Source organism: Cytobacillus sp. NJ13, assembly GCA_030348385.1.
Lineage (GTDB): Bacteria > Bacillota > Bacilli > Bacillales > Cytobacillaceae > Cytobacillus.
In genome coordinates this window covers 1,624,343-1,649,382 of sequence record JAUCFP010000006.1, presented here as the reverse complement: position 1 = coordinate 1,649,382, position 25,040 = coordinate 1,624,343, and the positions used below count along the sequence as shown (strand labels likewise).

General features: G+C 42.9%; 23 protein-coding genes. 20 read left to right on the top strand and 3 right to left on the bottom strand.

Translation table 11 applies throughout. The annotated features are described in order from the left end of the window. Positions 1-53: 53 nt before the first annotated feature. The 15 genes from QUF73_07975 to QUF73_07905 all read left to right on the top strand — a co-directional run bounded on the left by QUF73_07975 (position 54) and on the right by QUF73_07905 (position 16,108). Entirely contained in the window at positions 54-776 is a 723-nt protein-coding gene (locus QUF73_07975; protein MDM5226147.1) for an SDR family oxidoreductase, read from the top strand. A 116-nt stretch (positions 777-892) separates the two neighbouring features. Beyond that, on the top strand, positions 893-1,150 hold the full coding sequence (locus QUF73_07970; protein MDM5226146.1) for a DUF3243 domain-containing protein: 258 nt from the start codon (positions 893-895) through the stop codon (positions 1,148-1,150). Between the two features lie 232 nt (positions 1,151-1,382). Beyond that, positions 1,383-2,174 carry a YmfK family protein gene (locus tag QUF73_07965; protein MDM5226145.1) on the top strand — a complete coding sequence of 264 codons (792 nt, stop codon included), beginning with the start codon at positions 1,383-1,385 and terminating at the stop codon, positions 2,172-2,174. 21 nt (positions 2,175-2,195) lie between these two features. After that, positions 2,196-3,116 (top strand): DUF4115 domain-containing protein, encoded by a 921-nt coding sequence (locus tag QUF73_07960; protein MDM5226144.1) that lies wholly within the window; start codon positions 2,196-2,198, stop codon positions 3,114-3,116. Between the two features lie 120 nt (positions 3,117-3,236). Then, positions 3,237-3,815, top strand: a complete 579-nt coding sequence (gene pgsA / locus QUF73_07955; protein ID MDM5226143.1) for a CDP-diacylglycerol--glycerol-3-phosphate 3-phosphatidyltransferase — start codon at positions 3,237-3,239, stop codon at positions 3,813-3,815. A gap of 27 nt (positions 3,816-3,842) precedes the next feature. Next, the gene (locus QUF73_07950) at positions 3,843-5,093 is read left to right on the top strand and encodes a competence/damage-inducible protein A (GenBank protein MDM5226142.1); all 1,251 of its coding nucleotides are present in this window, start codon (positions 3,843-3,845) and stop codon (positions 5,091-5,093) included. Between the two features lie 268 nt (positions 5,094-5,361). Continuing rightward, positions 5,362-6,402, top strand: coding sequence for a recombinase RecA (recA, locus tag QUF73_07945; protein ID MDM5226141.1), 1,041 nt, complete (start codon positions 5,362-5,364; stop codon positions 6,400-6,402). Positions 6,403-6,813: 411 nt separating this feature from the next. Continuing rightward, positions 6,814-8,376 carry a ribonuclease Y gene (rny, locus tag QUF73_07940; GenBank protein ID MDM5226140.1) on the top strand — a complete coding sequence of 521 codons (1,563 nt, stop codon included), beginning with the start codon at positions 6,814-6,816 and terminating at the stop codon, positions 8,374-8,376. Positions 8,377-8,505: 129 nt separating this feature from the next. After that, positions 8,506-9,303, top strand: coding sequence for a TIGR00282 family metallophosphoesterase (locus QUF73_07935; GenBank protein MDM5226139.1), 798 nt, complete (start codon positions 8,506-8,508; stop codon positions 9,301-9,303). Positions 9,304-9,583: 280 nt separating this feature from the next. Beyond that, positions 9,584-9,844 carry a stage V sporulation protein SpoVS gene (gene spoVS / locus QUF73_07930; protein MDM5226138.1) on the top strand — a complete coding sequence of 87 codons (261 nt, stop codon included), beginning with the start codon at positions 9,584-9,586 and terminating at the stop codon, positions 9,842-9,844. Positions 9,845-9,998: 154 nt separating this feature from the next. Continuing rightward, on the top strand, positions 9,999-10,922 hold the full coding sequence (locus tag QUF73_07925) for a dipeptidase (GenBank protein MDM5226137.1): 924 nt from the start codon (positions 9,999-10,001) through the stop codon (positions 10,920-10,922). Positions 10,923-11,222: 300 nt separating this feature from the next. Beyond that, positions 11,223-12,959, top strand: a complete 1,737-nt coding sequence (locus QUF73_07920) for a 2-oxoacid:acceptor oxidoreductase subunit alpha (GenBank protein MDM5226136.1) — start codon at positions 11,223-11,225, stop codon at positions 12,957-12,959. Further along, on the top strand, positions 12,960-13,826 hold the full coding sequence (locus tag QUF73_07915) for a 2-oxoacid:ferredoxin oxidoreductase subunit beta (GenBank protein MDM5226135.1): 867 nt from the start codon (positions 12,960-12,962) through the stop codon (positions 13,824-13,826). 306 nt (positions 13,827-14,132) lie between these two features. Continuing rightward, positions 14,133-15,683 (top strand): tRNA (N6-isopentenyl adenosine(37)-C2)-methylthiotransferase MiaB, encoded by a 1,551-nt coding sequence (miaB, locus tag QUF73_07910; protein ID MDM5226134.1) that lies wholly within the window; start codon positions 14,133-14,135, stop codon positions 15,681-15,683. Continuing rightward, entirely contained in the window at positions 15,683-16,108 is a 426-nt protein-coding gene (locus QUF73_07905) for a RicAFT regulatory complex protein RicA family protein (protein ID MDM5226133.1), read from the top strand. The genes miaB and QUF73_07905 overlap by 1 nt, the downstream gene beginning before the upstream one ends. Before the next feature lie 103 nt (positions 16,109-16,211). On the opposite strand, the gene QUF73_07900 is transcribed toward QUF73_07905, so the two are convergent. From QUF73_07900 to QUF73_07890, 3 genes are all read right to left on the bottom strand, one after another. Further along, positions 16,212-16,562 carry a hypothetical protein gene (locus QUF73_07900; protein ID MDM5226132.1) on the bottom strand — a complete coding sequence of 117 codons (351 nt, stop codon included), beginning with the start codon at positions 16,560-16,562 and terminating at the stop codon, positions 16,212-16,214. Positions 16,563-16,627: 65 nt separating this feature from the next. Next, positions 16,628-16,924 carry a hypothetical protein gene (locus QUF73_07895; protein ID MDM5226131.1) on the bottom strand — a complete coding sequence of 99 codons (297 nt, stop codon included), beginning with the start codon at positions 16,922-16,924 and terminating at the stop codon, positions 16,628-16,630. Between the two features lie 44 nt (positions 16,925-16,968). Next, positions 16,969-17,343, bottom strand: a complete 375-nt coding sequence (locus tag QUF73_07890) for a hypothetical protein (GenBank protein ID MDM5226130.1) — start codon at positions 17,341-17,343, stop codon at positions 16,969-16,971. A gap of 316 nt (positions 17,344-17,659) precedes the next feature. On the opposite strand from QUF73_07890, the gene QUF73_07885 reads away from it, so the two are divergent. The 5 genes from QUF73_07885 to mutL all read left to right on the top strand — a co-directional run bounded on the left by QUF73_07885 (position 17,660) and on the right by mutL (position 24,844). Continuing rightward, entirely contained in the window at positions 17,660-18,205 is a 546-nt protein-coding gene (locus tag QUF73_07885) for an outer spore coat protein CotE (protein ID MDM5226129.1), read from the top strand. Between the two features lie 810 nt (positions 18,206-19,015). Beyond that, positions 19,016-19,405 (top strand): VOC family protein, encoded by a 390-nt coding sequence (locus QUF73_07880; GenBank protein ID MDM5226128.1) that lies wholly within the window; start codon positions 19,016-19,018, stop codon positions 19,403-19,405. Positions 19,406-19,522: 117 nt separating this feature from the next. Further along, the gene (locus QUF73_07875) at positions 19,523-20,140 is read left to right on the top strand and encodes a PH domain-containing protein (GenBank protein MDM5226127.1); all 618 of its coding nucleotides are present in this window, start codon (positions 19,523-19,525) and stop codon (positions 20,138-20,140) included. 162 nt (positions 20,141-20,302) lie between these two features. After that, complete coding sequence (gene mutS, locus QUF73_07870; GenBank protein MDM5226126.1) at positions 20,303-22,903, top strand: DNA mismatch repair protein MutS; 2,601 nt, start codon at positions 20,303-20,305, stop codon at positions 22,901-22,903. An 18-nt stretch (positions 22,904-22,921) separates the two neighbouring features. Continuing rightward, positions 22,922-24,844: a DNA mismatch repair endonuclease MutL gene (gene mutL, locus QUF73_07865; protein ID MDM5226125.1), complete on the top strand. Its 1,923-nt coding sequence runs from the start codon at positions 22,922-22,924 to the stop codon at positions 24,842-24,844. The last annotated feature ends 196 nt before the right edge of the window (positions 24,845-25,040 follow it).

The window sequence follows — 25,040 nt, the reverse complement described above, 5'->3', positions numbered from 1 at the left end:
TGTTTCAGCAGAGCGCCATAAAAGGCGCTTTGCTTTTTTCGGGAGTGTATAAAATGAGAAAATTTGCGTTAATAACTGGAGCGAGCGGAGGAATCGGCCAGGAAATCAGCATCAAACTGGCGGAGGAAGGCTATTCGCTTTATTTGCATTACAATCAAAACAAACATAGTATAAACAGTCTGCTGGACCGCCTGCAGACCTTTGAGGGAGAATATATTCCGATCCAAGCAGATCTTTCTGTACAAGGCGGCTATAAAAAAATTATACCAAATATCTTTTCGCTTGATGCCATTATCCATAATAGCGGGTCAGCACAATATGGACTTCTTACGGAATTGCCGGAAAAGGAAACAGAGGCGCTGATGAATCTTCATGTGACCTCACCGCTCCTGTTGACCAAAGAGCTTCTGCCAAAACTTATCTCAAAGGGCAGCGGGAATGTCGTAGTTATTTCTTCTATATGGGGCCAGACGGGTGCGGCTTGTGAAGTTGCGTACTCAGCAGCAAAGGGTGCTCAAATTGCTTTTGCAAAAGCTTTAAGCAAGGAAGTTGCCCTCAGCGGAGTGAGGGTTAATGCTGTTGCTCCAGGTGCCGTCGAGACCGCCATGCTGAATGATTTTACTGAAGAAGAGCTCGATGCCGTAAAAAGCGGCATTCCTATGGGCAGGCTTGCATTGCCTGCTGACATTGCCAACTCTGTTTCCTTCCTTCTTTCAGAGAAGGCCTCCTATATTACCGGACAGGTTTTGGCAGTAAATGGCGGCTGGTATACCTAACTGCAAATCGTTCAAAGAAGTGTCACATATTTTTTGGTTTATGCCATTTGTGCATGCATATTTTATTCAGCCCCTAAGCACAATATAATTGTACAACATTTAAAGGAGGCAAAATTATGTCTGTACTAGATAACTGGCAGCAGTGGAAAGACTTCCTTGGAGATCGTCTTCATCAGGGGACGAATCAAGGGATGAATAAGGAAACTGTAAATGACCTTGCATTTCAAATCGGCGATTATTTAGCCAAGCAAGTGGAGCCGAAGAATGACCAGGAAAAAATCCTTGCTGATCTTTGGTCCGTAGCAAGTCCGGAAGAGCAGCATGCCATTGCAAATATGATGGTAAAGCTTGTTCAAAACGACGGTACTCACTAAGATTTTAATAGCAATTAGCGAAAAGAGAGGATTACCTCTCTTTTCGTTTTTTCCCCAAAAAGATTTCCTTCCCGGCCAAACGGGTTTTTTCTTTCATATTGGCAAAAAATCATATATTATAGAACCTAGATGAAAATTTAGGATAAGTTTAATAAAAATTTACATAACCAAAAGTTAAATATACATATAGAATGCGCAAATAGGTGCGCATCATGCAGGAGGAGGTTTTCCGGTGGAGAAAACAGAATGGTATTTGGAATATGAAATCCAAAAGAATCGTCCCGGCTTGCTTGGTGACATTTCTTCCCTGCTGGGTATGCTTTCCATTAATATTGTGACGATCAATGGTGTGGATGAAGGCCGAAGAGGCTTGCTGATCTTGGCTAAGGACCACGAACAGATTGAACGCTTAAAATCTATTCTTAATACAATGGATACGATTAAAGTGATTAAGCTCCGGGAGCCTAAACTGAGAGACCGTCTTGCTGTTCGCCATGGAAGATACATTCAAAGGGATGCCGACGACAAGAAAACGTTCAGGTTTGTCAGGGATGAGCTGGGCCTCTTAGTAGATTTCATGGCCGAATTATTTAAACAGGAAGGGCACAAGCTAATAGGGATCAGGGGAATGCCAAGGGTTGGAAAGACAGAATCCATTGTCGCTTCCAGTGTCTGTGCTAACAAACGCTGGCTATTTGTTTCATCCACTCTGCTGAAGCAGACAATACGCAACCAGCTGATCGAGGATGAATACAATGAAAACAATTTGTTCATAATAGACGGAATTGTCTCAACCAGACGTGCAAACGAACGGCACTGGCAGCTCGTTCGGGAAATTATGCGCCTTCCTGCAGTAAAGGTAGTTGAGCATCCGGATATTTTTGTGCAAAACACTGAATACTCCCTTAATGATTTTGATTATATTATTGAGCTCCGTCATGATCCTGAGGAAGAGATTACTTATGATGTAGTAGAGAAAAACAATATGTTCTCTGAATCTGATTTTGGAGGCTTTGATTTTTAGTAAGTTGGAAGGTGTTGTAAATTGACAGAACTAGGCAATCGTTTAAAAGAAGCGCGGCTGGCTAAAGATATGAGCCTTGACGATCTGCAAAAGGTCACAAAAATACAAAAGCGCTATTTGATGGGAATTGAAGAGGGCGATTATAGCATGATGCCCGGAAAGTTTTATGTCAGGGCATTTATAAAGCAATATGCTGAAGCGGTTGGAATTGAGCCGGAAGAAATTTTCGAGCAGTATAAAAATGACATTCCGGCACAGGTGGATGATGATATTCCGGAAAAGCTATCCCGTGTTCAATCCAGAAAAGATCTTTCGGGCAGGACTTCAAAAGTATTCGATATTCTTCCAAAGGTACTCATAGGTGTCTTTATAATTGGTCTTATCGCGGTCCTTTATAATTTCCTGGGGGCCAAAGATCAGGCGGATAATGATGAAAAGCCATCAGATCGGACAGATGGACAGACGGTAATAGAAGAGTCTGAAAACCTTGCAGATAGTAAAAAAGAAGAAAATGATAAAGATGAATCAGCAGGTAAGAAAGAAGAATCTGCTGACAAAGAGTCTGCTGAGGATAATGCCGAGGATCAAGAAGCCGAGGAAACGCCAAAGCAGGAGGTTGCTGTGGTGCAATCCAGCGGAAATGGAACGGTTTATGAATTGAAAAATGCGGACAAGTTTGAACTTGAAGTTGTGTCTACAGGAGAAACTTGGGTGAATATCAAAAACGGCAAAGGAAATTCCTTCTACCAGGGAATGCTGACAGCTGATGGCACGAAAAGCCAGAAGGTAGACTTTTCAAAGGAAACGGAAGCTTCCATTGTAGTCGGAAATTCGACTCAAACTGAAATCTATGTAAACGGCGAAAAAATTGAGTATAAGGTGCCGCCTTCACAATCCGTTAAGCAGGATATAACCATTAAGTACGCGCCGAAGACCGAGTAGTCATCTTCTTTAGATGACTATTTTCGCTTTTTATGTAAAAATTATCAGTAAAAGGTTTACAGCGAATGTTTGAGACCTTTTTCTGCAAGAAGCTTCATTTACTATACTTGGAGGTAAAACATGAATCTGCCAAATAAAATTACAGTGTCACGTATCATGATGATACCAATATTTCTGCTCGTAATGCTTGTTCCTTTTTCCTGGGGACGTGTAGAGTTCCTTGGAGCGGAAATGCCGGTAACCCATCTGATTGGAGCTCTTATCTTTATCATTGCTTCAGTTACGGATTGGGTCGACGGCTACTTTGCCCGCAAATACAATCTGGTTACAAATCTGGGCAAGTTTCTTGATCCGCTTGCAGACAAGCTCCTGGTCTCTGCGGCATTGATTGTCCTGGTTGATCTTGAGCTGGCTCCATCCTGGATTGTGATTATTATCATCAGCCGTGAATTTGCCGTAACAGGTTTAAGGCTCGTTCTGGCGGGGGAAGGAGAAGTAGTCGCAGCAAATCAGCTTGGCAAAATCAAAACATGGGCTCAAATTGTGGCCATTTCTGCACTGCTTTTACATAATATTATTTTTGAAATGGTTTCAATTCCGTTTGATCTGATTGCCCTATGGGTTGCGATGTTCTTTACCATCTGGTCCGGCTGGGACTATTTTGCAAAAAACAAGCAGGCCTTCATTAACTCAAAGTAATTTTTTTAGCCAGAAAGGGGCTTTTGAATGAATGCAGAAATTATAGCTGTCGGGTCTGAGCTTTTACTTGGACAAATCGTTAATACAAATGCCCGCTTTCTTTCCCGGCAGCTTGCTGAACTGGGCATTAATGTTTTTTACCATACAGTGGTTGGCGATAACCCTGAACGCCTGAAGTCTGTGATCAAAATTGCTGAAGATCGATCAGATTTGATCGTTTTCACTGGCGGGCTGGGGCCGACAAAGGATGATTTGACGAAAGAAACGATTGCCCGCCATCTTGGCAAAGAGCTTGTCATGGATGAACAGGCGCTTGAATCCATACAGCTGTATTTTAAACGGACTGACAGAGAGATGACTGAAAATAATAAAAAACAGGCTCTTGTACTTGAGGATGCACAAGTGCTTCCTAACGAGCATGGAATGGCTCCTGGAATGATTTCCGATAATGGCGGGCATGTTTTTATGCTACTTCCGGGACCGCCAAATGAAATGGAGCCTATGTTCCTGAAACATGCTTTTCCAGCCATGCAATCCAAGCTGGGCACTGATGATGTGATTGTTTCCCGGGTATTGCACTTTTTCGGGATTGGAGAAGCCATGCTTGAAACTGAGATTGAAGATATTATCGATGCGCAGAGTAATCCAACGATTGCCCCGCTTGCCTCTAATGGGGAAGTCACGCTAAGGCTTACGGCAAAGCATAGCCAGCCTAACACCGCTATGGTGCTGATGGATGAAACTGAAGCCAAAATCCTCGATCGTGTCGGCGAATTCTTCTATGGCTACGATGAAACTTCCTTGATGTATGAGCTTACCAAGCTGATCAAGGAAAACAATATGACTATTTCCGCTGCTGAGAGTTTAACAGGCGGCATGTTCCAGCAGGAGTTTACATCTATTCCGGGAGCAGGCAGTCTTCTAAAAGGCGGAGTGGTTTGCTATACAAACGAAGTTAAGGCTGAAGTTTTAAAAGTCCGCAAAGAAACGATTGATAACGAGGGGGTCGTCAGTACTCAGTGCGCTGCAGAGCTTGCTGAGAATATCGCCAGTCTGACTAACTCAGATATCGGGATCAGCTTCACAGGTGTTGCAGGTCCTGACGAACTGGAAGGCAATCCGGTGGGAACCGTATATATAGGCATCTGGATAAAAGGAAAGCCTGTCCAGACTGAAAAGCTGAACCTTGGGGGAACCAGGGCAGCAAACCGGGTCCGTACGGTAAAATACGGCTGCCATTTTCTTATAAAAGCATTAAAAGAAAGTCAGAGCGCCTAAGCGTTCTGATTTTTTAATAGCCTGAAAAATAGACAGAATACTTATCGAAATGCCATTTCTCCTATTGATTCACACCTGAAAATTCCATTTTCCTCCCCATGAATTGATATTTTCGGGCAAAATGTCCCGGTGAAAAAAATCGAATGGATGTTCGACTTTTTGCTCGACAAATGCATTGAAAAGGTTTATAGTAGAGTTAGGTTTTGAGATGAGACAACACGAATCTAATCAAAAGATAGATTCGTCTATATAAAAGGAGGAACTATTAGTGAGTGATCGTCAAGCAGCTCTTGAAATGGCGTTAAAACAAATAGAAAAGCAATTTGGTAAAGGTTCTATCATGAAGCTTGGTGAACAGACTGACCGCAAAATTTCCACTGCACCAAGCGGATCCCTTGCCCTTGATGCAGCTCTTGGGGTAGGCGGCTACCCAAGAGGACGTATTATTGAAATTTATGGACCTGAGAGCTCAGGTAAAACAACAGTAGCCCTGCATGCAATTGCAGAGGTTCAGGCAAGCGGCGGACAAGCAGCTTTTATCGATGCTGAACATGCTCTAGACCCTGTTTATGCACAAAAGCTTGGTGTAAATATTGACGAGCTTCTTCTTTCCCAGCCGGATACAGGTGAGCAGGCGCTTGAAATTGCAGAAGCTCTTGTTCGAAGCGGCGCTGTTGATATCCTGGTAATTGACTCTGTTGCAGCCCTTGTGCCAAAGGCTGAAATTGAAGGGGAAATGGGTGACTCCCATGTTGGTTTGCAGGCCCGCCTTATGTCCCAGGCGCTTCGTAAACTATCAGGTGCAATCAACAAATCTAAAACCATTGCGATTTTCATTAACCAGATCCGTGAAAAAGTCGGAGTTATGTTCGGAAACCCTGAAACCACTCCTGGCGGACGCGCATTGAAATTCTACTCTTCTGTCCGTCTTGAAGTACGCCGTGCAGAAACCCTTAAGCAGGGCAATGAAATGGTTGGTAATAAGACAAAGATCAAAGTTGTCAAAAACAAAGTCGCTCCTCCATTCAGAGTAGCGGAAGTAGATATCATGTACGGTGAAGGAATTTCGAAGGAAGGGGAAATCATCGATCTTGGCTCTGAACTGGATATTGTTCAAAAGAGCGGTTCATGGTACTCATTTAACGAAGAGCGCTTAGGCCAAGGCCGTGAAAACGCCAAAGTATTCCTAAAAGAAAATCCGGAAATCCGCCTCACTATCCAAAAACAAATCCGTGAACACTACGGACTTGACGAAGATAAAGTAATCAGCGGAGACGAAGAGCAGGAAGAATTCGAGCTGATCGATTAATACAAAGAAAAAGCAAAGCCCGGGCGGCTTTGCTTTTCTTATGGATAATTAGTGCATTTTTTAATATAGCCAAAACTTGCTCAAAATTATTAAGAGTTCAAACCAATCGAAATATTAAGAAAAGCCATTAGGACAAACCCTTGACAATAAAATTCCACAGCTTTACAATTAAAAATGTATATTTTACATTTTATATGTAAAGAAATTCTTATTGAGTTAGACATTGTCTGGCTCCAGGCTCCATTGGCTATTCATACGTTAATATTATGCCAGCCCAAAATGGATGCCCAATGCTTTTTTAAGATTGAAACGTTTAAAAGCCTTAGTGCTGTATGTTGAATTGGACAATGTACATGCCGACACTTTAAAAAACGTAACACAAACAAGTTCATAGCAAGAGGAGGTGAAATGATGGATCTAGTAACAGCAATCATCTCCATTTTGCTTGGCCTAATCGTCGGTGCTATTGTTGGCTATTTTGTTCGCAAATCTATTGCCGAAGCAAAAATTGCAGGAGCTAAAGATGCTGCTGAGCAGATTTTGGAAGACGCAAAGCGAGAAGCTGAGGCTACTAAGAAAGAAGCCCTGCTTGAAGCGAAAGATGAAATTCACAAGCTTCGCACAGATGCGGAAAGTGAAATTCGTGATCGAAGAAATGAACTGCAAAAACAAGAAAATCGCTTAATGCAAAGAGAAGAGAACCTTGATCGCAAAGATGAAACGTTAGATAAACGTGAAGTGCTTTTAGAAAAGAGGGACGATTCTCTTAGCAAAAGACAACAGCATATTGAAGAGATGGAAAGCAAAGTGGACGAGATGATTAAAGAGCAGCAAGCTGAGCTGGAACGTATCTCAGGCTTGACTCGTGAAGAGGCAAAGTCCATCATTTTAGAGCGCACTGAGCAGGAAGTGGCTCACGATGTCGCTATTATGGTAAAAGAGAGCGAGACTAGAGCGAAAGAGGACTCAGATAAGAAAGCGAAGGAAATCTTGTCACTGGCTATCCAAAGATGTGCAGCGGATCATGTAGCAGAAACTACTGTATCAGTTGTCAACCTGCCAAATGATGAGATGAAAGGGCGCATTATTGGCCGTGAAGGCCGTAATATCCGTACTCTGGAAACTCTGACTGGAATTGATCTCATAATCGATGATACGCCGGAAGCGGTTATTTTATCCGGTTTTGATCCAATTCGGCGTGAGACTGCACGCTTAGCTTTAGACAAACTGGTTCAAGACGGACGCATCCATCCAGCCCGGATTGAGGAAATGGTTGATAAGGCCCGCCGTGAAGTGGATGAACACATCCGTGAAATTGGTGAACAAACCACTTTCGAGGTTGGTGTTCACGGTCTGCATCCAGATTTAATCAAAATTCTTGGCCGTTTAAAATTCCGTACAAGCTACGGTCAGAATGTGTTAAAGCATTCAATGGAAGTGGCTCAGCTTTCAGGTTTGCTGGCTGCCGAATTGGGACAGGACGAAACATTGGCACGCCGTGCAGGATTGCTTCATGATATCGGTAAAGCAATCGACCATGAAGTGGAAGGAAGCCATGTTGAAATTGGTGTGGAACTTGCCACTAAGTATAAGGAGCATCCTGTTGTCATCAACAGTATCGCTTCACACCATGGAGACACAGAGCCTACATCGATCATTGCGGTACTTGTCGCTGCAGCTGATGCTTTATCAGCAGCAAGACCTGGAGCAAGAAGAGAGACGCTTGAGAACTATATTCGCCGTTTGGAAAAGCTTGAAGAGATTTCAGAATCCTATGATGGCGTTGAAAAATCATTTGCCATTCAGGCAGGACGCGAAATTCGCATTATGGTTAAGCCTGAACAAATTGATGACCTTGAAGCTCATCGTTTGGCAAGGGATATCCGTAAGAAAATTGAAGAGGAACTTGATTATCCAGGACACATCAAGGTCACGGTTATCCGTGAAACGAGGGCCGTTGAATATGCAAAATAAAGCGATGCACATGCATCGCTTTATTTCTATTTCGGGGTGTGCTTTATATTGATGCAGAAAACTGTGTTAAACTAATAAAAATGACTGGAAAAGCATACATATATCTTTAAAAACAGAAAGGGATATGACATGAATATATTGTTTGTCGGAGATGTAGTAGGATCCCAGGGGCGGGATATGATCACTGAATATGTACCGAAGCTAAAAGAAAAATACCGCCCTCATATCACGATTATTAATGGGGAAAATGCAGCGGGTGGAAAGGGAATTACGGAAAAGATTTACCGCGGCTTTCTGGAGGCTGGTGCTCAGGCGGTAACTCTCGGAAATCATACTTGGGATAACCGGGAAATTTTTGAATTCATTGACCGCGCTAAATATATGGTTCGTCCGGCCAATTTTCCTTCAAATAATCCTGGCAAAGGCATGGTGTTTTTAAAATTTAATACAGAGGAAGTAGCGGTTATCAGCCTTCAGGGCAGGACTTTTATGAATACAAGTGATTGTCCTTTCCAAAAGGCGGATGAACTGATAAAAGAAGCCCGTGAAAGGACTCCGTTCATTTTTGTTGATTTTCATGCGGAAGCAACAAGTGAAAAACAGGCAATGGGCTGGTATTTGGATGGAAAAGTATCAGCAGTCGTTGGTACGCATACACATGTGCAGACAGCCGATAACCGTATTTTGCCTGGCGGGACAGCCTTTATGTCTGATGTGGGAATGACAGGCCCTTATGACGGTATCCTTGGTGTTGAAAAAGAAGCTGTAATCAAAAGGTTTTTGACTGGACTGCCGGTTCGATTTGAGGTTCCGAAAGAAGGCAGGACCCAATTAAGTGCAGCATTCATTGAGCTGAGTCCAAAAACGGGTCTGGCAAAAAAAATTGACCGGATCTTGATTAACGATGACCATCCTTTTTACTCATAAACTGATAAAACCTGCATTCGGATGTCCGAGTGCAGTTTTTTAGTTTTTGCAGAAAATTCAGCTTAAAACCATGCTTTTTTTGTCCAAGCCGGAATATGTGAATTCTAAGCTGAATATAGTAGCAATGGAATGATATATAGACCTGGTGCTAAATTCCATCAAAGCGGGATGTGCATGAACGGAAAGTAATTGCTTATCTGAAGGCATTCTGCCTTTGCAGAAGGCGAATCAGCGCTTTGAGCAATGCATACAGGAGGGGTAAAACGAGGAGGAGCTAGGAATGGAAATATTAAAAGTTTCAGCAAAATCTAATCCTAATTCTGTAGCTGGTGCGCTTGCCGGAGTTCTTCGCGAAAGAGGAAGTGCGGAAATCCAGGCAATTGGTGCGGGTGCATTGAACCAGGCTGTTAAGGCAGTAGCGATCGCAAGAGGATTCGTAGCGCCTAGCGGAGTGGATTTAATTTGTATCCCTGCATTCACGGATATCCTGATTGACGGCGAAGAGCGGACTGCCATTAAGCTGATTGTGGAGCCGCGTTAGGCAAAAGCTTCAGAATGGGAAATCATCCTTTGTTATATGCATAAGTCAGCAAAATATAAATTCGTGCAAAAATATTAAAACCTGTTTGCATCTTAGGCAAACAGGTTCTTTTTTTAATAAGATAAAGCTATGCAGATAATGGGAGGAAAACAGCGTGAAAATATTTGATGCACATTGTGATGTCCTATATAAAATGTTTATGGACAGAAAGGTTGACTTTAAAAATTCAGGCAGTCTTCAGGTGAACCTGGAAGGGCTGCAGGCTTCCCGTTTAAAGGTTCAATGCTTTGCTATATATGTTCCTGAATCTGTCCATCCGGAAATGAAGTTCAACGCAGCCCTATATATGACCGATCTGTTTTACGATAAAGTGCTTAAACCCAACCCGCAATTAAAGCTCATTAGAAGCAGCCGGGACATCGACCTGCTGCAGAATGATGAAGTAGGGGCAGTGCTGACACTGGAGGGATGTGAGGCAGTTGGCTGCGATCTGCTTAAATTGAAGACGCTTCTCAGGCTGGGAGTGTCTTCAGTGGGATTGACCTGGAATTATGCAAACTGTGCGGCTGATGGAGTGCTTGAAGAAAGGGGGGCAGGGCTTTCTTTATTTGGCAAACAAGTGGTATATGAATTAAATGCCAGCAAAGCATGGTGCGATGTATCCCATCTTTCTGAACGCGGGTTCTGGGATGTGATGGAATGGGCGGACTATCCTTTTGCCTCTCACTCGAACTGCTATTCGCTGTGCCCGAATCCCCGCAATTTATCAAACGAACAGATCGAAGCTCTGATTGACCGGGACAGTGTGATGGGCATTACATTTGTGACGGAGTTTTTATCAGGAAAACAAACAGCCACGATTACTGATATCCTAAGACATCTTGAACATGTATGTTCACTTGGAGGAGAAAATCATGTAGGCTTTGGTTCGGATTTTGACGGTACGGATGGAAGAGTTACAGGTTTGGAGGATGCAAGAAAATACGATAGCCTGATAAATGAATTAACAAAATATTATTCTGATATACAAGCTGAAAAATTTTCATTTCGGAATTTCTATAACAGATTTCCAAGGTGAAAATGGTGAAAAAACTGAATATCAAGGGATGTGGGAGACCTATTTAATCCAAAAAGAAATAATCTTTTTAGTATTTTTCAAAAAATAAAAAAATATTCATCTTTTAGCCAATAAATATTCAGAAAGGGTTGCTTTTTTATACACATAGGTCTAGAATTGAAAGCGTTTAGTACCCATCCATCTTCCAGAATATAGCCTTTAAGGTATGGTGAAATAACAGGATTGACTGGACAAGTACTACACTTATATTAAATAAACGTTTTTACATAATTTCTTAACGTATCTAAAGGGGTGTAAGACATGATCAATCAACTTTCATGGAAAGTTGGAGGACAGCAAGGGGAAGGTATCGAAAGTACCGGGGAGATTTTCTCCATTGCGTTAAATCGTTTGGGCTACTACCTGTACGGTTACCGCCACTTTTCATCACGTATTAAGGGCGGGCACACGAACAACAAGATTCGCGTCAGCACGTCACAAATTCGTTCTATTTCGGACGATTTAGATATTCTGGTAGCTTTTGACCAGGAAACAATCGATTTAAACTACAAAGAACTTCACGATAAAGGGATCATGATTGCAGATGCGAAATTTGATCCAAAACAGCCAGAAGATACGAATGCAGCTTTGTTTGCAGTGCCTTTTACAGAGATTGCTACAGAGCTTGGAACATCCCTGATGAAAAACATGGTTGCTGTTGGTGCGACATGTGCAGTTCTAAATTTAAATATTAAAGTATTTGAAGAAGTAGTTCAAGAGATTTTTGGGCGAAAAGGACAGCAGGTTGTCGATAAGAACATGGAAGCCATTCAGGCTGGATTTGATTTCATGAAAGAAAAGCTTAGCGATGATGTGGAATTAATGGAGCTTGAAAAAGCTGACGGGCTGAAGCGTTTATTCATGATCGGAAACGATGCAATCGCTCTTGGTGCGCTTGCAGGCGGATGCCGCTTCATGGCCGCTTACCCAATCACACCTGCATCCGAAATCATGGAATATCTGATTAAGAAACTTCCGGCGCTTGGTGGATCTGTCATCCAGACAGAAGATGAAATTGCCGCAGTTACAATGGCAATCGGTGCAAACTACGCCGGTGTCCGCTCAATTACAGCATCTGCTGGTCCTGGACTTTCCCTTAAGATGGAAGCAATCGGCCTTTCAGGGATTACTGAAACACCGCTTGTTATCGTTGATACACAGCGTGGCGGCCCTTCTACAGGACTACCGACAAAGCAGGAGCAATCTGATTTAATGGCAATGATTTACGGAACTCATGGCGAGATTCCAAAAATCGTGCTCGCTCCTAGTACTGTACAGGAAGCATTCTATGATACAGCTGAAGCTTTCAACCTTGCAGAAGAATACCAGTGCCCGGTTATTGTCCTCTCAGACTTGCAGCTTTCTCTTGGAAAGCAGACAGTGGAGCCGCTTGATTTCAGCAAAGTTGAAATCCGCCGAGGAAAGCTTGTTACAGAAGAACTTCCTGAAATTGAAAACAAAGGCTACTTCAAGCGCTTTGAGGTTACAGAAGATGGAGTTTCACCTCGAGTGATACCTGGCATGAAGAACGGAATCCACCATGTGACGGGTGTGGAGCATGATGAAACTGGAAAACCTTCAGAATCAGCTGCTAACCGCAATGCGCAAATGGATAAGCGTTTCCGCAAGATTGAAAATATTAAATTCAATACACCTGTTCACAAAAATGCTCCTCATGAAGAATCAGATTTGCTGATCGTCGGCTTCAATTCAACACGCGGTGCAATTGAGGAAGCAATGAGCAGACTTGAACAGGACGGTATTAAAGTGAACCATGCACAAGTTCGCCTGATCCATCCTTTCCCAACTGATGAGTTATTGCCGCTTGTGAAATCAGCTAAGAAAATCGCTGTAGTAGAAAACAACGCTACAGGACAATTAGCGAACATCATGAAGATGAACGTCGGACATGCTGAGAAAGTACATAAGCTATTGAAGTACGACGGAAATCCATTCTTGCCGCATGAAATTCACACAAAATGCAAGGAGTTGTTCTAAATGGCCACATTTAAAGATTTTCGAAATAATGTAAAACCAAACTGGTGCCCAGGCTGTGGAGACTTCTCCGTGCAGGCTGCGATTCAGCGTGCGGCAGCAAATGTTGGTTTAGAGCCTGAGAACTTAGCTGTAGTATCAGGCATTGGATGCTCCGGACGTATTTCCGGCTATATCAATTCATACGGTTTCCACGGCATTCATGGGCGTTCACTGCCGATCGCCCAGGGTGTGAAAATGGCTAACCGCGATTTAACAGTTATCGCATCCGGCGGTGACGGAGACGGATTCGCGATCGGTATGGGCCATACGATCCATGCGATCCGCCGTAATGTGAACATCACTTATATCGTAATGGATAACCAAATCTATGGTTTAACAAAAGGGCAGACTTCACCGCGTTCTGCGGCTGGTTTCAAAACGAAGTCTACTCCGCAAGGTTCTATTGAGCAGGCGATCTCTCCAATGGAAATGGCATTAACTGCTGGTGCGACTTTCGTGGCACAAAGCTTCTCTACTGACCTTAAAGATCTGACTGCGTTAATCGAAGCAGGCATCAAGCATGATGGCTTCTCTTTAATTAACGTGTTCAGCCCATGTGTTACATACAATAAAGTAAACACATATGACTGGTTTAAAGAAAACCTGACAAAGCTTAGCGATGTGGAAGGCTATGATCATTCAAGCCGTGAAATGGCTATGCAGACTCTTATGAAGCACAGCGGCCTTGTAACTGGCTTAATCTATCAGGACACAGAGCGCAAGTCTTATCAGGAATTGCTTTCAGGTTACTCTGAAACTCCTTTATCACAAGCGGATCTTGATCTTGATCAAGCTCACTTTGATAAACTTGCAGCTGAATTTATGTAATCATAAGAAGTCCGGGAATCCCGGGCTTCTTTTTTCATGTGTTGAATAAGATTAAATGTGACATCTATCACACACAAAACATTAAATTTAGTCTAGTATTAGTGAATGTGCAGGATTAAAATTATCCCTGATCGTACATACAAGTAATAGCTTCTGATAAGAGGCTGAGTGCTGTTTTCTATTGTTTTAACCATCAGAAAGCCTTATACTATAATAATGTGCACATATATAAATTGCACCACATGATTATAGCTGAAAATTGAGTTTAAATGATAGATGCTGCTCAGGAATAGAGAAAGGGGATACATGATGAACGAAAAACAACGTCTAGAAAGCCAGCAAGTGCAAACAGCAAATCCTTCGGACAAAAAATCCGTAAAGGATTACAGCAAATACTTTGAAACTGTTTATACTGCACCTTCCTTAAAGGAAGCGAAAAAACGCGGTAAAGAAGAAGTGAAATATCATAAAGATTTTAAAATTCCTGAAGAATTTCATGGCATGGGGAATGGCCGCAAATTCTATATCCGCACTTACGGCTGCCAGATGAATGAGCATGATACCGAAGTTATGGCTGGTATTTTCCTTGGTCTTGGCTATGAGCATACAGAATCAGTGGAAGATGCAAATGTCATTTTACTTAATACATGTGCCATCCGTGAAAATGCCGAGAATAAAGTGTTCGGAGAACTTGGCCATCTAAAACATTTAAAAAAGGAAAATCCCGATCTCCTAATTGGTGTCTGCGGATGTATGTCACAGGAAGAATCTGTTGTTAACAAGATTCTTAAAACATATAACCAGGTAGATATGATATTTGGAACACACAACATTCACCGTCTTCCTAACATTCTTCAAGAAGCGTATATGTCGAAGGAAATGGTTATTGAAGTATGGTCTAAAGAAGGGGATGTAATTGAGAACCTTCCTAAAGTACGCCGCGGGAATATTAAAGCATGGGTCAACATTATGTACGGCTGTGATAAATTCTGCACGTACTGCATCGTTCCTTATACACGCGGAAAAGAGCGGAGCAGACGTCCTGAGGATATCATTCAGGAAGTGCGCCAGTTAGCGGCACAGGGCTACCAGGAAATTACCCTGCTTGGGCAAAACGTAAACGCGTATGGAAAAGATTTTGAGGATATGAATTACGGTCTTGGCGATTTAATGGATGAAATGCGCAAAATCGACATTCCGCGAGTACGCTTTACAACCAGCCATCCGCGCGACTTTGACGATCATCTGATTGAAGTGCTTGCCAAAGGCGGCAATCTGGTAGAGCATATTCACCTTCCAGTTCAATCTGGTTCTACAGATGTCCTGAAAATCATGGCCCGTAAATATACAAGGGAACAATATTTGGAGCTGGTTCGCAAGATTAAAGCTGCTATTCCAGAGGCTACTTTTACAACTGATATCATCGTCGGCTATCCTAATGAGACAGAAGAGCAATTTGAAGAAACAATATCTCTGTATAGGGAAGTAGGCTTTGATGCTGCTTATACGTTCATTTACTCACCTCGTGAAGGCACACCAGCGGCCAAAATGGTGGATAACGTGCCAATGGAAGTGAAGAAAGAACGTCTTCAGCGCCTGAACGCAGTTGTTAATGAATTATCGGCAGAAGCAATGAAAAAATATAAAGGCCAGACTGTCGAAGTTCTTGTGGAAGGGGAAAGCAAGAACAATCCTGAAATTCTTGCAGGATACACAAGAAAGAACAAGCTGGTAAACTTTAAGGGACCGAAAACAGCGATCGGCAAAATTGTGAATGTAAAAGTAACCGATGCGAAGACTTGGTCCCTAAACGGAGAAATGGTAGAAGAACTAGACGCGGTTGAGGTGAAGCAGTAATGGCTAAATACACAAAAGATGAGATTGTAGAACGTGCGAAGGAATTGGCACGCATGATTGCAGAGACAGAAGAAGTGGATTTCTTCAAGCGTGCAGAAGCACAGATTAATGAAAACGAAAAGGTTAGTGCTACCATTACAACAATCAAAGGCTTGCAAAAGCAGGCTGTCAATCTTCAGCACTATGGTAAAGCTGAAGCATTAAAGAAAACGGAAGAAAAAATTGCCCAGTTGGAACAGCAGCTGGATGAAATCCCGGTTGTCCAGGAATTCAAGCAATCCCAGGTGGATGTTAATGAATTGCTGCAGATTGTGGCTAATACGATTTCCAACACTGTAACAGACGAAGTCATTACTTCTACAGGCGGAAATCTTCTGAGCGGTGAAACGGGATCAAAAATCAGCAACAGCAGCTGTACACATTAATAAACAGATAGCGAAACACCCTGCATCAATTAGTGCAGGGTGTTTTTTACGTTCTATATTTAAGGGAGGAGTTGGTATTGGCCATGGGTTGTGGGGGGGCCTTTTATTGGTTTCGTAATAGTTCTACTGCCTTTAGAAATTCTTTTCTGTACTCCTGCTGTTCGATGATCGCAGCATTTAACGTTGACAGCAGGGATTGATTCAGCATTTTAGTCCCTGCATCATCAGATTTTTTGTCCAAAAAGTTGAGGAGAAAAGTATATACAAGGAGCAATGTCGAATAGTTATCCACATATGTGAGATTGATAGCCCGTCCGCCTTTACCGCCAGCAGCATGGTTATTGATCGACGGTATTCCGGCTTCTGCAGCCATATCAATAAACTCCTTTGGAATACCCAGCTGCTTGAGGACTTCCGGATCCAGATCCAGCTTTTGCATATTTTGACTTAGCATGGTACTCCCTCCCTTCTTTTTGGACATTTTAAGATTCTGCATAGAAAGAATTGCTTTATCTTTAATTACGCTTTGTTGCTTTGCTGCTGAGTTGTAGTGTTCACAGAAATGGCTGTGGAGTCTCCTCCATTTGCAATATTGTATTGAACAGAAAGAATTGGAATGTTGATCAGTGCAGCGTTAATAGCAAAGCCTCCACCAGAAATCGGCAATTGGCCGTTTAGGTTTGTTTGAGGAAGGTTTGCTTGTGCAGCGAAAGTAAAAGCTTCCGCTTCATTCCCGCTGTCTGCTCCATTTACTGCTCCGCCGCTAGGCAATATGCCATTATCGTTTTCGTAATCGTCATAGCATCTTGATAGCATATTTTTTCACCTCCTTCAATTGATTGAAGTGGCTGTTTTCTAGATTATGAGTCTTTCTTCATCATGTCTGAAAGATCCAGATCCAGAAGTTTTTTTCCATTTACAGATAGTTTCACCTGTTTATAATCCTCGGATGTTTCCACAACAGGCAGCAGATTTTTTAATACAGGAATCATATTACCGATCCTGGAGGAATTTTTTGTGAAGAGCCCTTCTAGGTTTTTCAATGGTTTAAGAGATTCCATTAGATTTCCTTTTAACTCTTCAGACTGAATTTTTTCAAATCCTTTTGTATAGTATCCGCCCAATGTTTCAGTAAACTTGGTTACCATTTGTTCAGTATATTGTTTTGCTTCTTCCCCTGTCAGCTCTTTGCCATTGATTGAAACTTTATAGTTGGAGTTCTCCTTGTCTGCCATTCCTGTTCACCTCCTTATCGATAGTTTATTATATTGATTCTTGAGCCAAGCTGTCTCCGCAGATGCAGCAGGACAAACGTGCATTTTTCAATCACATACCCATCAGTGAGTTTTAAGGCCTTACCATAGGTATACACATTCCTTATATATATAGAAATTCTCCTGCTGGATTTGTTCAGACCGGAACATTCGCCCGCTCCTGGCATACTATAAATCATGCCAATACTTTTGCCTAACATTCATCAAAAATTATCGCACACTAGTCTAATATCCCGCATAGGATGAATTGAAAATGAATGAGGAGGGTTCGCTCGCAATGGGAGATTACAGAGAGATTATAACGAAAGCGGTCGTTGCGAAAGGACGTAAATTCACACAGTCCAATCATACGATCTGCCCGTCACACCATCCGTCAAGCATACTTGGCTGCTGGATCATAAACCATACGTACGAGGCGAAAAAAGCTGGAAAAACAGTGGAAATCAGCGGCCATTATGACATTAACGTTTGGTACTCCTTCAACAACAATACAAAAACCGAAGTTGTTACCGAACGGGTTGAGTATAAAGATGTCATTAAATTGAAGTACCGTGATCCGGACTGTTTGGATGATCATGATGTCATCGCCCGTGTTCTGCAGCAGCCGAGCTGCTGTGAAGCAGTCATTTCTCCAAACGGCAACAAAATCATCGTCACTGTGGAAAGAGAATTCATGGTCGAGGTGATCGGCGAAACAAAAGTTTGTGTAGCTGTTTACCCAGACAAGTGCGAATGTGATGATGACGATTGGGGACTTGATGTGGACGATGAAGAATTCGAGGATTTAAATCCGGATTTCTTGGTGGGAACTGAAGAAGAATAATGACAAACTAGGAGGTTTTGCTTCCTAGTTTTTCTTTTTATATTTCATATTCCAGCGAATTAACGACAGTATCTTCCGCCTTTAGTCTGAATTCATCTGCAGAGTCTTTCCTTAAAATGGAGGTATAAGATGTAAAGGGGAGAGACAAGGATGAAAATATTTCAATTGAATTTGAAGTGCAATGATTTAGACAGGATGAAAGAATTTTATGTAAATGTGCTGGAGATGGAGCTGCTGACGGAGACTGAGAGTTATTTTACGATCATGGCCGGCTCAACAAAGATTCATTTTGAGAAAGATGCAACGATTCCTTTTTATCATGTATGCTTCAGGACTAATACTGAGTACTTTGATCATATGTATCAGAAATTAGGGGCTGAAAGTGTGCTGCTGCCAAATGAGTGCGGCGAGTACAGTATGTTTTGGAAAGGAAAGCAGGCCTATTTTATCGATCCGGACGGAAATATTATGGAGATGCTGGAGCGGCCTTTGGATGGTGTAAAAAAGGAGGGTGTCCGCTGGCATGATGTTGGGGAAGTTGGCTTGCCTGTCAAAGATGTATCTGCAATGGAGCAGGAATTTGATCAGTATCTGCACAATGAACAGATGGATTCCAGCGGGACGTTTGCTTTTTACGGAGACAGGAAAGGGGTTTTTGTGCTTGTGAAGGAAGGGCGGAACTGGTATCCAACAGGAAGAGCTGCCGTTATTTCTCCTATTAAAATATTTGCTTCGGGACCAAGGGATGCCATGTTTCAGCATCAGGAATATCCTTATGAAGTGATCGTGAGAAAGGAATGGGAAGGGAGCATCCCAGCTGTGCAATTTCGCATAGCACGTCCGACAAACCAGCTTGATAAACTCATTTCCTTTTATGAAAAAGGACTGGGTCTGAAGAGAGTCGGCGAGTTTCGGAATCATGAAGGCTATGATGGCATTATGATTGGTCTGCCTGATAGCCAGTACCATCTTGAATTTACACAATCCAAGGAAAAAATGGAGCTTCCGCAGCCTACAAAGGAACATCTATTAGTCTTTTATGTTGGAGACCGCCTGGAGCGGGATAACATTGCCGAAAGGCTTGCTGCTTTTGGGTATTTGGAAACAGAACCGGAAAATCCATATTGGGGCAGAGGCGGATTGACGATAGAAGATCCTGATGGATGGCCGATTGTATTGATGAATACGCCAGGAATATGATGCTTCCGGTTTGCCGGGAGCTTTTCAAATGATAATTTTACAATGAATAAGCCATCGTTTTCCTAAATATGTTAAAATAGCAAAGTAGTAAAATGAATGCAGAAAGGTTGAGGGTTTATGTTTAAAAAGGTTGCCTCTGATGTGCTGGGATTAAGCGATGTGGGAAGCGTCATCCAGCCGGCTGATTATGACAAAGTTGATGCTGACGATTATGTCCTGCACGAAGATAATGAGAAAATTTATTTCCTGATCAAGTCCAAGTCGGATGAATACTGCTTTACGAATAAGGCGCTTATTCATCTGGATGGTACAAGTGCAGTCAGTAAAAAACGAACTCTAAAGCGCTACAGCTACCGCGAATACAGCATTTCAAATGTTATGCTGGAAACAGCTGGTACGGTAGATTTGGATGTAGAAATAAAATTCGTGATCGGATCTCAGTCTTTCTCTATTGACGTACATAAAAAGCATATCGAAGAATTGAAAGATTTATATAAAGCTCTGATCCGTATTTCCGAAATCTGCCGAGAAAATGAAGTGTCCATGGAGTATGCTGAAAAAAGCCTGAATTTGGCATCAAGCACTCTTGGACGTTCAGTGTCCAATCAGGACGCCAACGTAGTGGACAATTTCCGTGTATTGAATGAAACAGCCTTCAATTGGCTGATGAACAGCCGCAAGAAATATAATGTGAAAGACTTCGGATATGTGTTTGAAAAATACATCAATAACTAAGAAATACTGGCAGCTCTCCACTGGGGAGCTGCTGTTTTTTATCGCCAAATATTGCACGTCTGAGTCAGCCGATAATCTATGATATAATGAAAAAGACGTTTTTAGAGGAAATCTCTAAAACAGGATTATAAAATAATAGATTATGGATCGTTGGAGGATTTTATGGCAGCAGCATACACGCCTATGATACAGCAATATTTACGGGTAAAGGCAGAATATCAGGATGCCTTTTTATTTTTTCGGCTTGGCGACTTTTACGAAATGTTTTTTGATGATGCACTTAAAGCATCACAGGAGCTTGAAATCACATTAACAAGCCGCGAAGGAGGCACGGAAGAACGGATTCCCATGTGCGGAGTGCCGTATCATTCAGCACCTGTATATATTGAACAATTGATTGAAAAAGGCTACAAAGTCGCAATCTGCGAGCAAACAGAAGATCCGAAACAGGCAAAAGGTGTTGTGAAGCGGGAAGTCGTACAGCTTATCACGCCTGGAACAATGATGGAAGGCAAAGGCCTTCAGGAAAAAGAAAACAATTACATTGCATCGATTTCGGTTTTTGAAGATGAAACTTTTGGATTTGCCACAAATGATTTATCAACAGGTGAGACGAAAGTAACAATGTTAAGCAGCGGGTTTGATGAAGTTTTGAACGAGCTGTCCATGTCAGGAGCAAAGGAAGTGGTCATCTCTTCCGATTTTGATGGAGAATGGCAGCGGAAAATGAAAGAACGATCCGTTATGGCGATTTCATTCGAGGATGATTGCGGAGTCCGAGAATCTTTCCAGGGGCTTTTGGCTGATTTAAATCAGGACAAGCTTAGGACAACTTCTTCCAGACTGATTAATTACCTGTACCGTACGCAGAAGAGAAGCTTGGATCATCTTCAAAAAGTGGCTACTTATCAGATTAATCAATACATGAAAATCGATTATTTTTCGAAAAAGAATCTTGAGCTGACAGAAACCATCCGCAGCAAAGGCAAGAAGGGCTCGCTGTTATGGCTATTGGATGAAACGAAGACAGCCATGGGCGGACGCCTGTTAAAGCAATGGATCGACAGGCCGCTTATTGATGAACAGGAAATCAAGCGCCGTCATTCGCTGGTTAAAACGTTAATGGACTCTTTCTTTGAACGGGAAGAAATCAGGGAAAAGCTGAAGGAAGTCTATGATCTGGAACGCCTTGCAGGAAGAGTGGCTTTTGGTAATGTGAATGCACGTGACCTTGTGCAGCTTAAGAAGTCTCTTCAGCAGATACCTATTTTAAAAGAAATGGTCTCAAATCTGCCGAATGAAGAAGCAATGAGGCTTGCTGAGCGCCTGGATGCCTGTGAAGAAGTCACGGATACTTTGGAAAGCGCGATTATGGAAAATCCGCCGCTGTCTTTGAAGGATGGAAACATCATTCAGGATGGCTATCATGAAGAGCTGGATAAATACCGTGATGCCAGCCGCAATGGGAAGACCTGGATTGCCCAGCTTGAGAAGCAGGAACGTGAAAAAACAGGCATAAAATCATTAAAAATCGGTTTTAACCGTGTGTTTGGCTATTATATTGAAGTAACCCGCGCCAATCTGCATCTATTACAGGAAGGGCAATATGAGCGCAAGCAGACCCTGACCAATGCGGAGCGATTTATTACGCCTGAATTAAAGGAAAAAGAGGCACTCATACTGGAAGCGCAGGAAAAGTGTGTGGAGCTCGAGTATGAATTATTTACGAATGTCCGCGAATATGTAAAAGAGTATATTCCGAGATTGCAAAAGCTGGCGAAAATGGTAAGTGAGCTGGATGTTCTTCAGTGCTTCGCTGCTGTCAGCGAGCAGAGGCATTATATAAAGCCAAGCTTTTCAAATGAAAGACGGGTTTATATCAAAGACGGCCGCCATCCAGTCGTTGAAAAAGTGCTGAACGCACAGGAATATGTGCCGAATGACTGTTATATGGATGCCGACCGGGAAATGATGCTGATTACTGGGCCGAATATGTCCGGTAAAAGTACGTATATGAGGCAAATCGCACTTACAGCCATTTTAGCGCAAATCGGCTGCTATGTGCCTGCTTCTGAAGCCGTGCTGCCGATTTTCGACCAGGTATTTACGAGAATCGGGGCCGCCGATGACCTTATTTCCGGCCAGAGTACGTTCATGGTCGAGATGCTTGAAGCGAGAAATGCAATTGTGAATGCTACGCAAAATAGCTTGATTTTATTTGATGAAATCGGCCGCGGAACATCAACCTATGATGGGATGGCTTTGGCGCAGGCAATCATTGAATATATTCACAACCGGATTGGTGCGAAGACATTATTTTCCACTCACTATCATGAATTGACCGTGCTTGAAGAAGAACTGCAAAAAGTGAAAAACATCCATGTCAGCGCAGTCGAGCAAAATGGACGGGTTGTGTTCCTTCACAAAATTAAGGAAGGAGCGGCAGATAAAAGTTACGGAATACATGTTGCCCAGCTTGCAGAGCTCCCGAATGAACTGATTGTAAGGGCAAATGAAATATTAACTGGGCTGGAATCGAACGATCCCGGTCATGTGAAAAAAGAGATTCCTGCTGCAGAAAAAATGGCAGAGCCTGCTGCCCAATTATCTTTCTTTGAGGAGCCGGAAGACGTGAAGAAACCTTCAATAGGCTCTAAGGAAAAGAAGATAATTGATAAAGTCAAAGCGCTCGATATCCTTGATATGACGCCAATGCAGGCATTAAATACATTATATGAACTGCACAGGAAATTGAAGAATTAGTAAACAGGGGGTGACGAGATGGGGAAAATCATTCAGCTGGATGATGCGCTTTCTAATAAAATCGCTGCCGGCGAGGTGGTGGAGCGGCCTGCATCAGTGGTAAAAGAATTGATGGAGAATTCGATTGATGCAGGAAGCACGATTATTGAAATCGAAGTGGAAGAAGCCGGCCTGGCCAAAATCCGCATCATCGATAATGGCGATGGCATTGAGGAAGATGATGTCCTGAATGCCTTTCATCGTCATGCTACCAGTAAAATTAAAGACGAAAATGACCTTTTCCGCATCCGCACGCTCGGATTCCGCGGCGAGGCATTGCCAAGTATTGCGTCGGTTTCCAGGATTGAGATGAAAACCTCAACCGGGGATGCCGGCACACGTGTTGTCATCGAAGGCGGAAAAGTGGAAGTGATAGAAAAGGCGCCCGGCAGAAAAGGGACTGACCTGACCGTAACGGATTTATTTTTCAACACGCCGGCACGGCTTAAATATATGAAAACGATTCACACAGAGCTTGGCAATATTACGGATGTGGTTAACAGGCTGTCGCTTGCCCATCCGGAGGTCGCCATCCGCCTGGTCCATAATGAGCGAAAGCTCCTGCAGACGAACGGAAACGGGGATGTCAGGCAGGTGCTCGCTGCAATTTATGGGCTAACTATTGTGAAAAAGATGGTTCCAATTGAGGCAAGTTCTCTTGATTTCAAAATCAGCGGCTATGCAGCTCTGCCAGAGATTACAAGGGCATCAAGAAATTACATTTCTACGATGATCAACGGCCGCTTTATCAAGAATTACTCATTGGCCAAAGCCATTCAGGAGGGGTATCATACCCTGCTGCCAATCGGCCGCTACCCGATTGTGCTCCTGAACATTGAAATGGATCCGCTCCTTGTTGATGTGAACGTCCATCCGTCGAAAATGGAGGTACGCTTAAGCAAGGAACATGAATTGAATGAACTTGTATCAGGTGCTTTGAAGGCTGCATTTAAAAAAGAGGAACTGATTCCTTCGGGATTTACACAGCCGAAGAGCATGAAGCCTAAATCGGAACAGACTGCACTTGATCTGGATCATTTGCCGGAGCATCGGGAGCATGTGCCTGCTTATGTGCGTGAAACGAGGGAGGAAGCTGTCCGGCAGTATCCGAATGAGGGAGTTCTGCAAAGTCCGCAAAGTCCTCCAGCTGAACCGCCAGCAGCAGAATCACCCGAAGTGCAGGATAGTCCTTTCATGGATTTTAGCCCTTCTGCTGAAGAAAAGCCTGAAGTGAATCAGTATTTATTCCAGCCTGAAGAGCCGAGAGCTGCAGGACGGGAACAATTTTTCGCAGAGTCCGCCACAGTGGAGGAGCCATCCCGGGTGCCGCCGCTCTATCCGATCGGGCAAATGCATGGGACTTATATTTTTGCCCAGAATGACCGTGGTCTTTATATCATTGATCAGCACGCCGCGCAGGAGCGGATCAAGTACGAGTATTTCAGGGAGAAAGTCGGCCAGGTTGAAAGCGAATTGCAGGAAATGCTCATACCGCTGACCTTTGAATACTCAACGGATGATTATATCAAAATTGATGAATACAAAGGCGAGCTTGAAAAAGTGGGGGTATTTCTGGAGCAGTTCGGACATAACAGCTTTATCGTCCGTTCCCACCCGCAATGGCTGCCAAAAGGCGAGGAACAGGAAATCATTGAGGATATGATTGAACAGCTCTTAGCCATGAAGAGAGTCGATATTATAAAGCTGCGGGAAGAAGCTGCAATCATGATGAGCTGCAAAGCTTCCATTAAAGCGAACCACCACCTGCGCAATGATGAAATCCAGGCGCTGCTTGATGAATTGCGGAGGTCCTCCGATCCGTTTACATGCCCGCATGGAAGACCGATTATTATTCATTATTCGACTTATGAAATGGAGAAAATGTTTAAAAGGGTAATGTAGAGCGAAAGACGCTGAACCTGGTGGGTTTGGCGTCTTTTTTTATTGTGACAATAATAATATTATGTAAACTAATTGGAGGTTTGCTCATAAAAATCAGATTTCGCTCATATAATCAGAAATTCGCTTATAAATTCTGATTTTCGCCCATAAAAACAAAATTTCGCTCATAACCCTTTTTTTCCCATCCCATCAGCGC

Coding starts and splice junctions, on each gene's coding strand:
- QUF73_07935 (MDM5226139.1), top strand. CDS start 8,506: ATGAATATATTGTTTGTCGGAGATGTAGTAGGATCCCAGGGGCGGGAT.
- QUF73_07900 (MDM5226132.1), bottom strand. CDS start 16,562: ATGCTAAGTCAAAATATGCAAAAGCTGGATCTGGATCCGGAAGTCCTC.
- QUF73_07915 (MDM5226135.1), top strand. CDS start 12,960: ATGGCCACATTTAAAGATTTTCGAAATAATGTAAAACCAAACTGGTGC.
- spoVS (MDM5226138.1), top strand. CDS start 9,584: ATGGAAATATTAAAAGTTTCAGCAAAATCTAATCCTAATTCTGTAGCT.
- QUF73_07920 (MDM5226136.1), top strand. CDS start 11,223: ATGATCAATCAACTTTCATGGAAAGTTGGAGGACAGCAAGGGGAAGGT.
- QUF73_07890 (MDM5226130.1), bottom strand. CDS start 17,343: ATGGCAGACAAGGAGAACTCCAACTATAAAGTTTCAATCAATGGCAAA.
- QUF73_07970 (MDM5226146.1), top strand. CDS start 893: ATGTCTGTACTAGATAACTGGCAGCAGTGGAAAGACTTCCTTGGAGAT.
- QUF73_07875 (MDM5226127.1), top strand. CDS start 19,523: ATGTTTAAAAAGGTTGCCTCTGATGTGCTGGGATTAAGCGATGTGGGA.
- rny (MDM5226140.1), top strand. CDS start 6,814: ATGGATCTAGTAACAGCAATCATCTCCATTTTGCTTGGCCTAATCGTC.
- QUF73_07885 (MDM5226129.1), top strand. CDS start 17,660: ATGGGAGATTACAGAGAGATTATAACGAAAGCGGTCGTTGCGAAAGGA.
- pgsA (MDM5226143.1), top strand. CDS start 3,237: ATGAATCTGCCAAATAAAATTACAGTGTCACGTATCATGATGATACCA.
- QUF73_07905 (MDM5226133.1), top strand. CDS start 15,683: ATGGCTAAATACACAAAAGATGAGATTGTAGAACGTGCGAAGGAATTG.
- QUF73_07950 (MDM5226142.1), top strand. CDS start 3,843: ATGAATGCAGAAATTATAGCTGTCGGGTCTGAGCTTTTACTTGGACAA.
- QUF73_07895 (MDM5226131.1), bottom strand. CDS start 16,924: ATGCTATCAAGATGCTATGACGATTACGAAAACGATAATGGCATATTG.
- QUF73_07975 (MDM5226147.1), top strand. CDS start 54: ATGAGAAAATTTGCGTTAATAACTGGAGCGAGCGGAGGAATCGGCCAG.
- mutL (MDM5226125.1), top strand. CDS start 22,922: ATGGGGAAAATCATTCAGCTGGATGATGCGCTTTCTAATAAAATCGCT.
- miaB (MDM5226134.1), top strand. CDS start 14,133: ATGATGAACGAAAAACAACGTCTAGAAAGCCAGCAAGTGCAAACAGCA.
- mutS (MDM5226126.1), top strand. CDS start 20,303: ATGGCAGCAGCATACACGCCTATGATACAGCAATATTTACGGGTAAAG.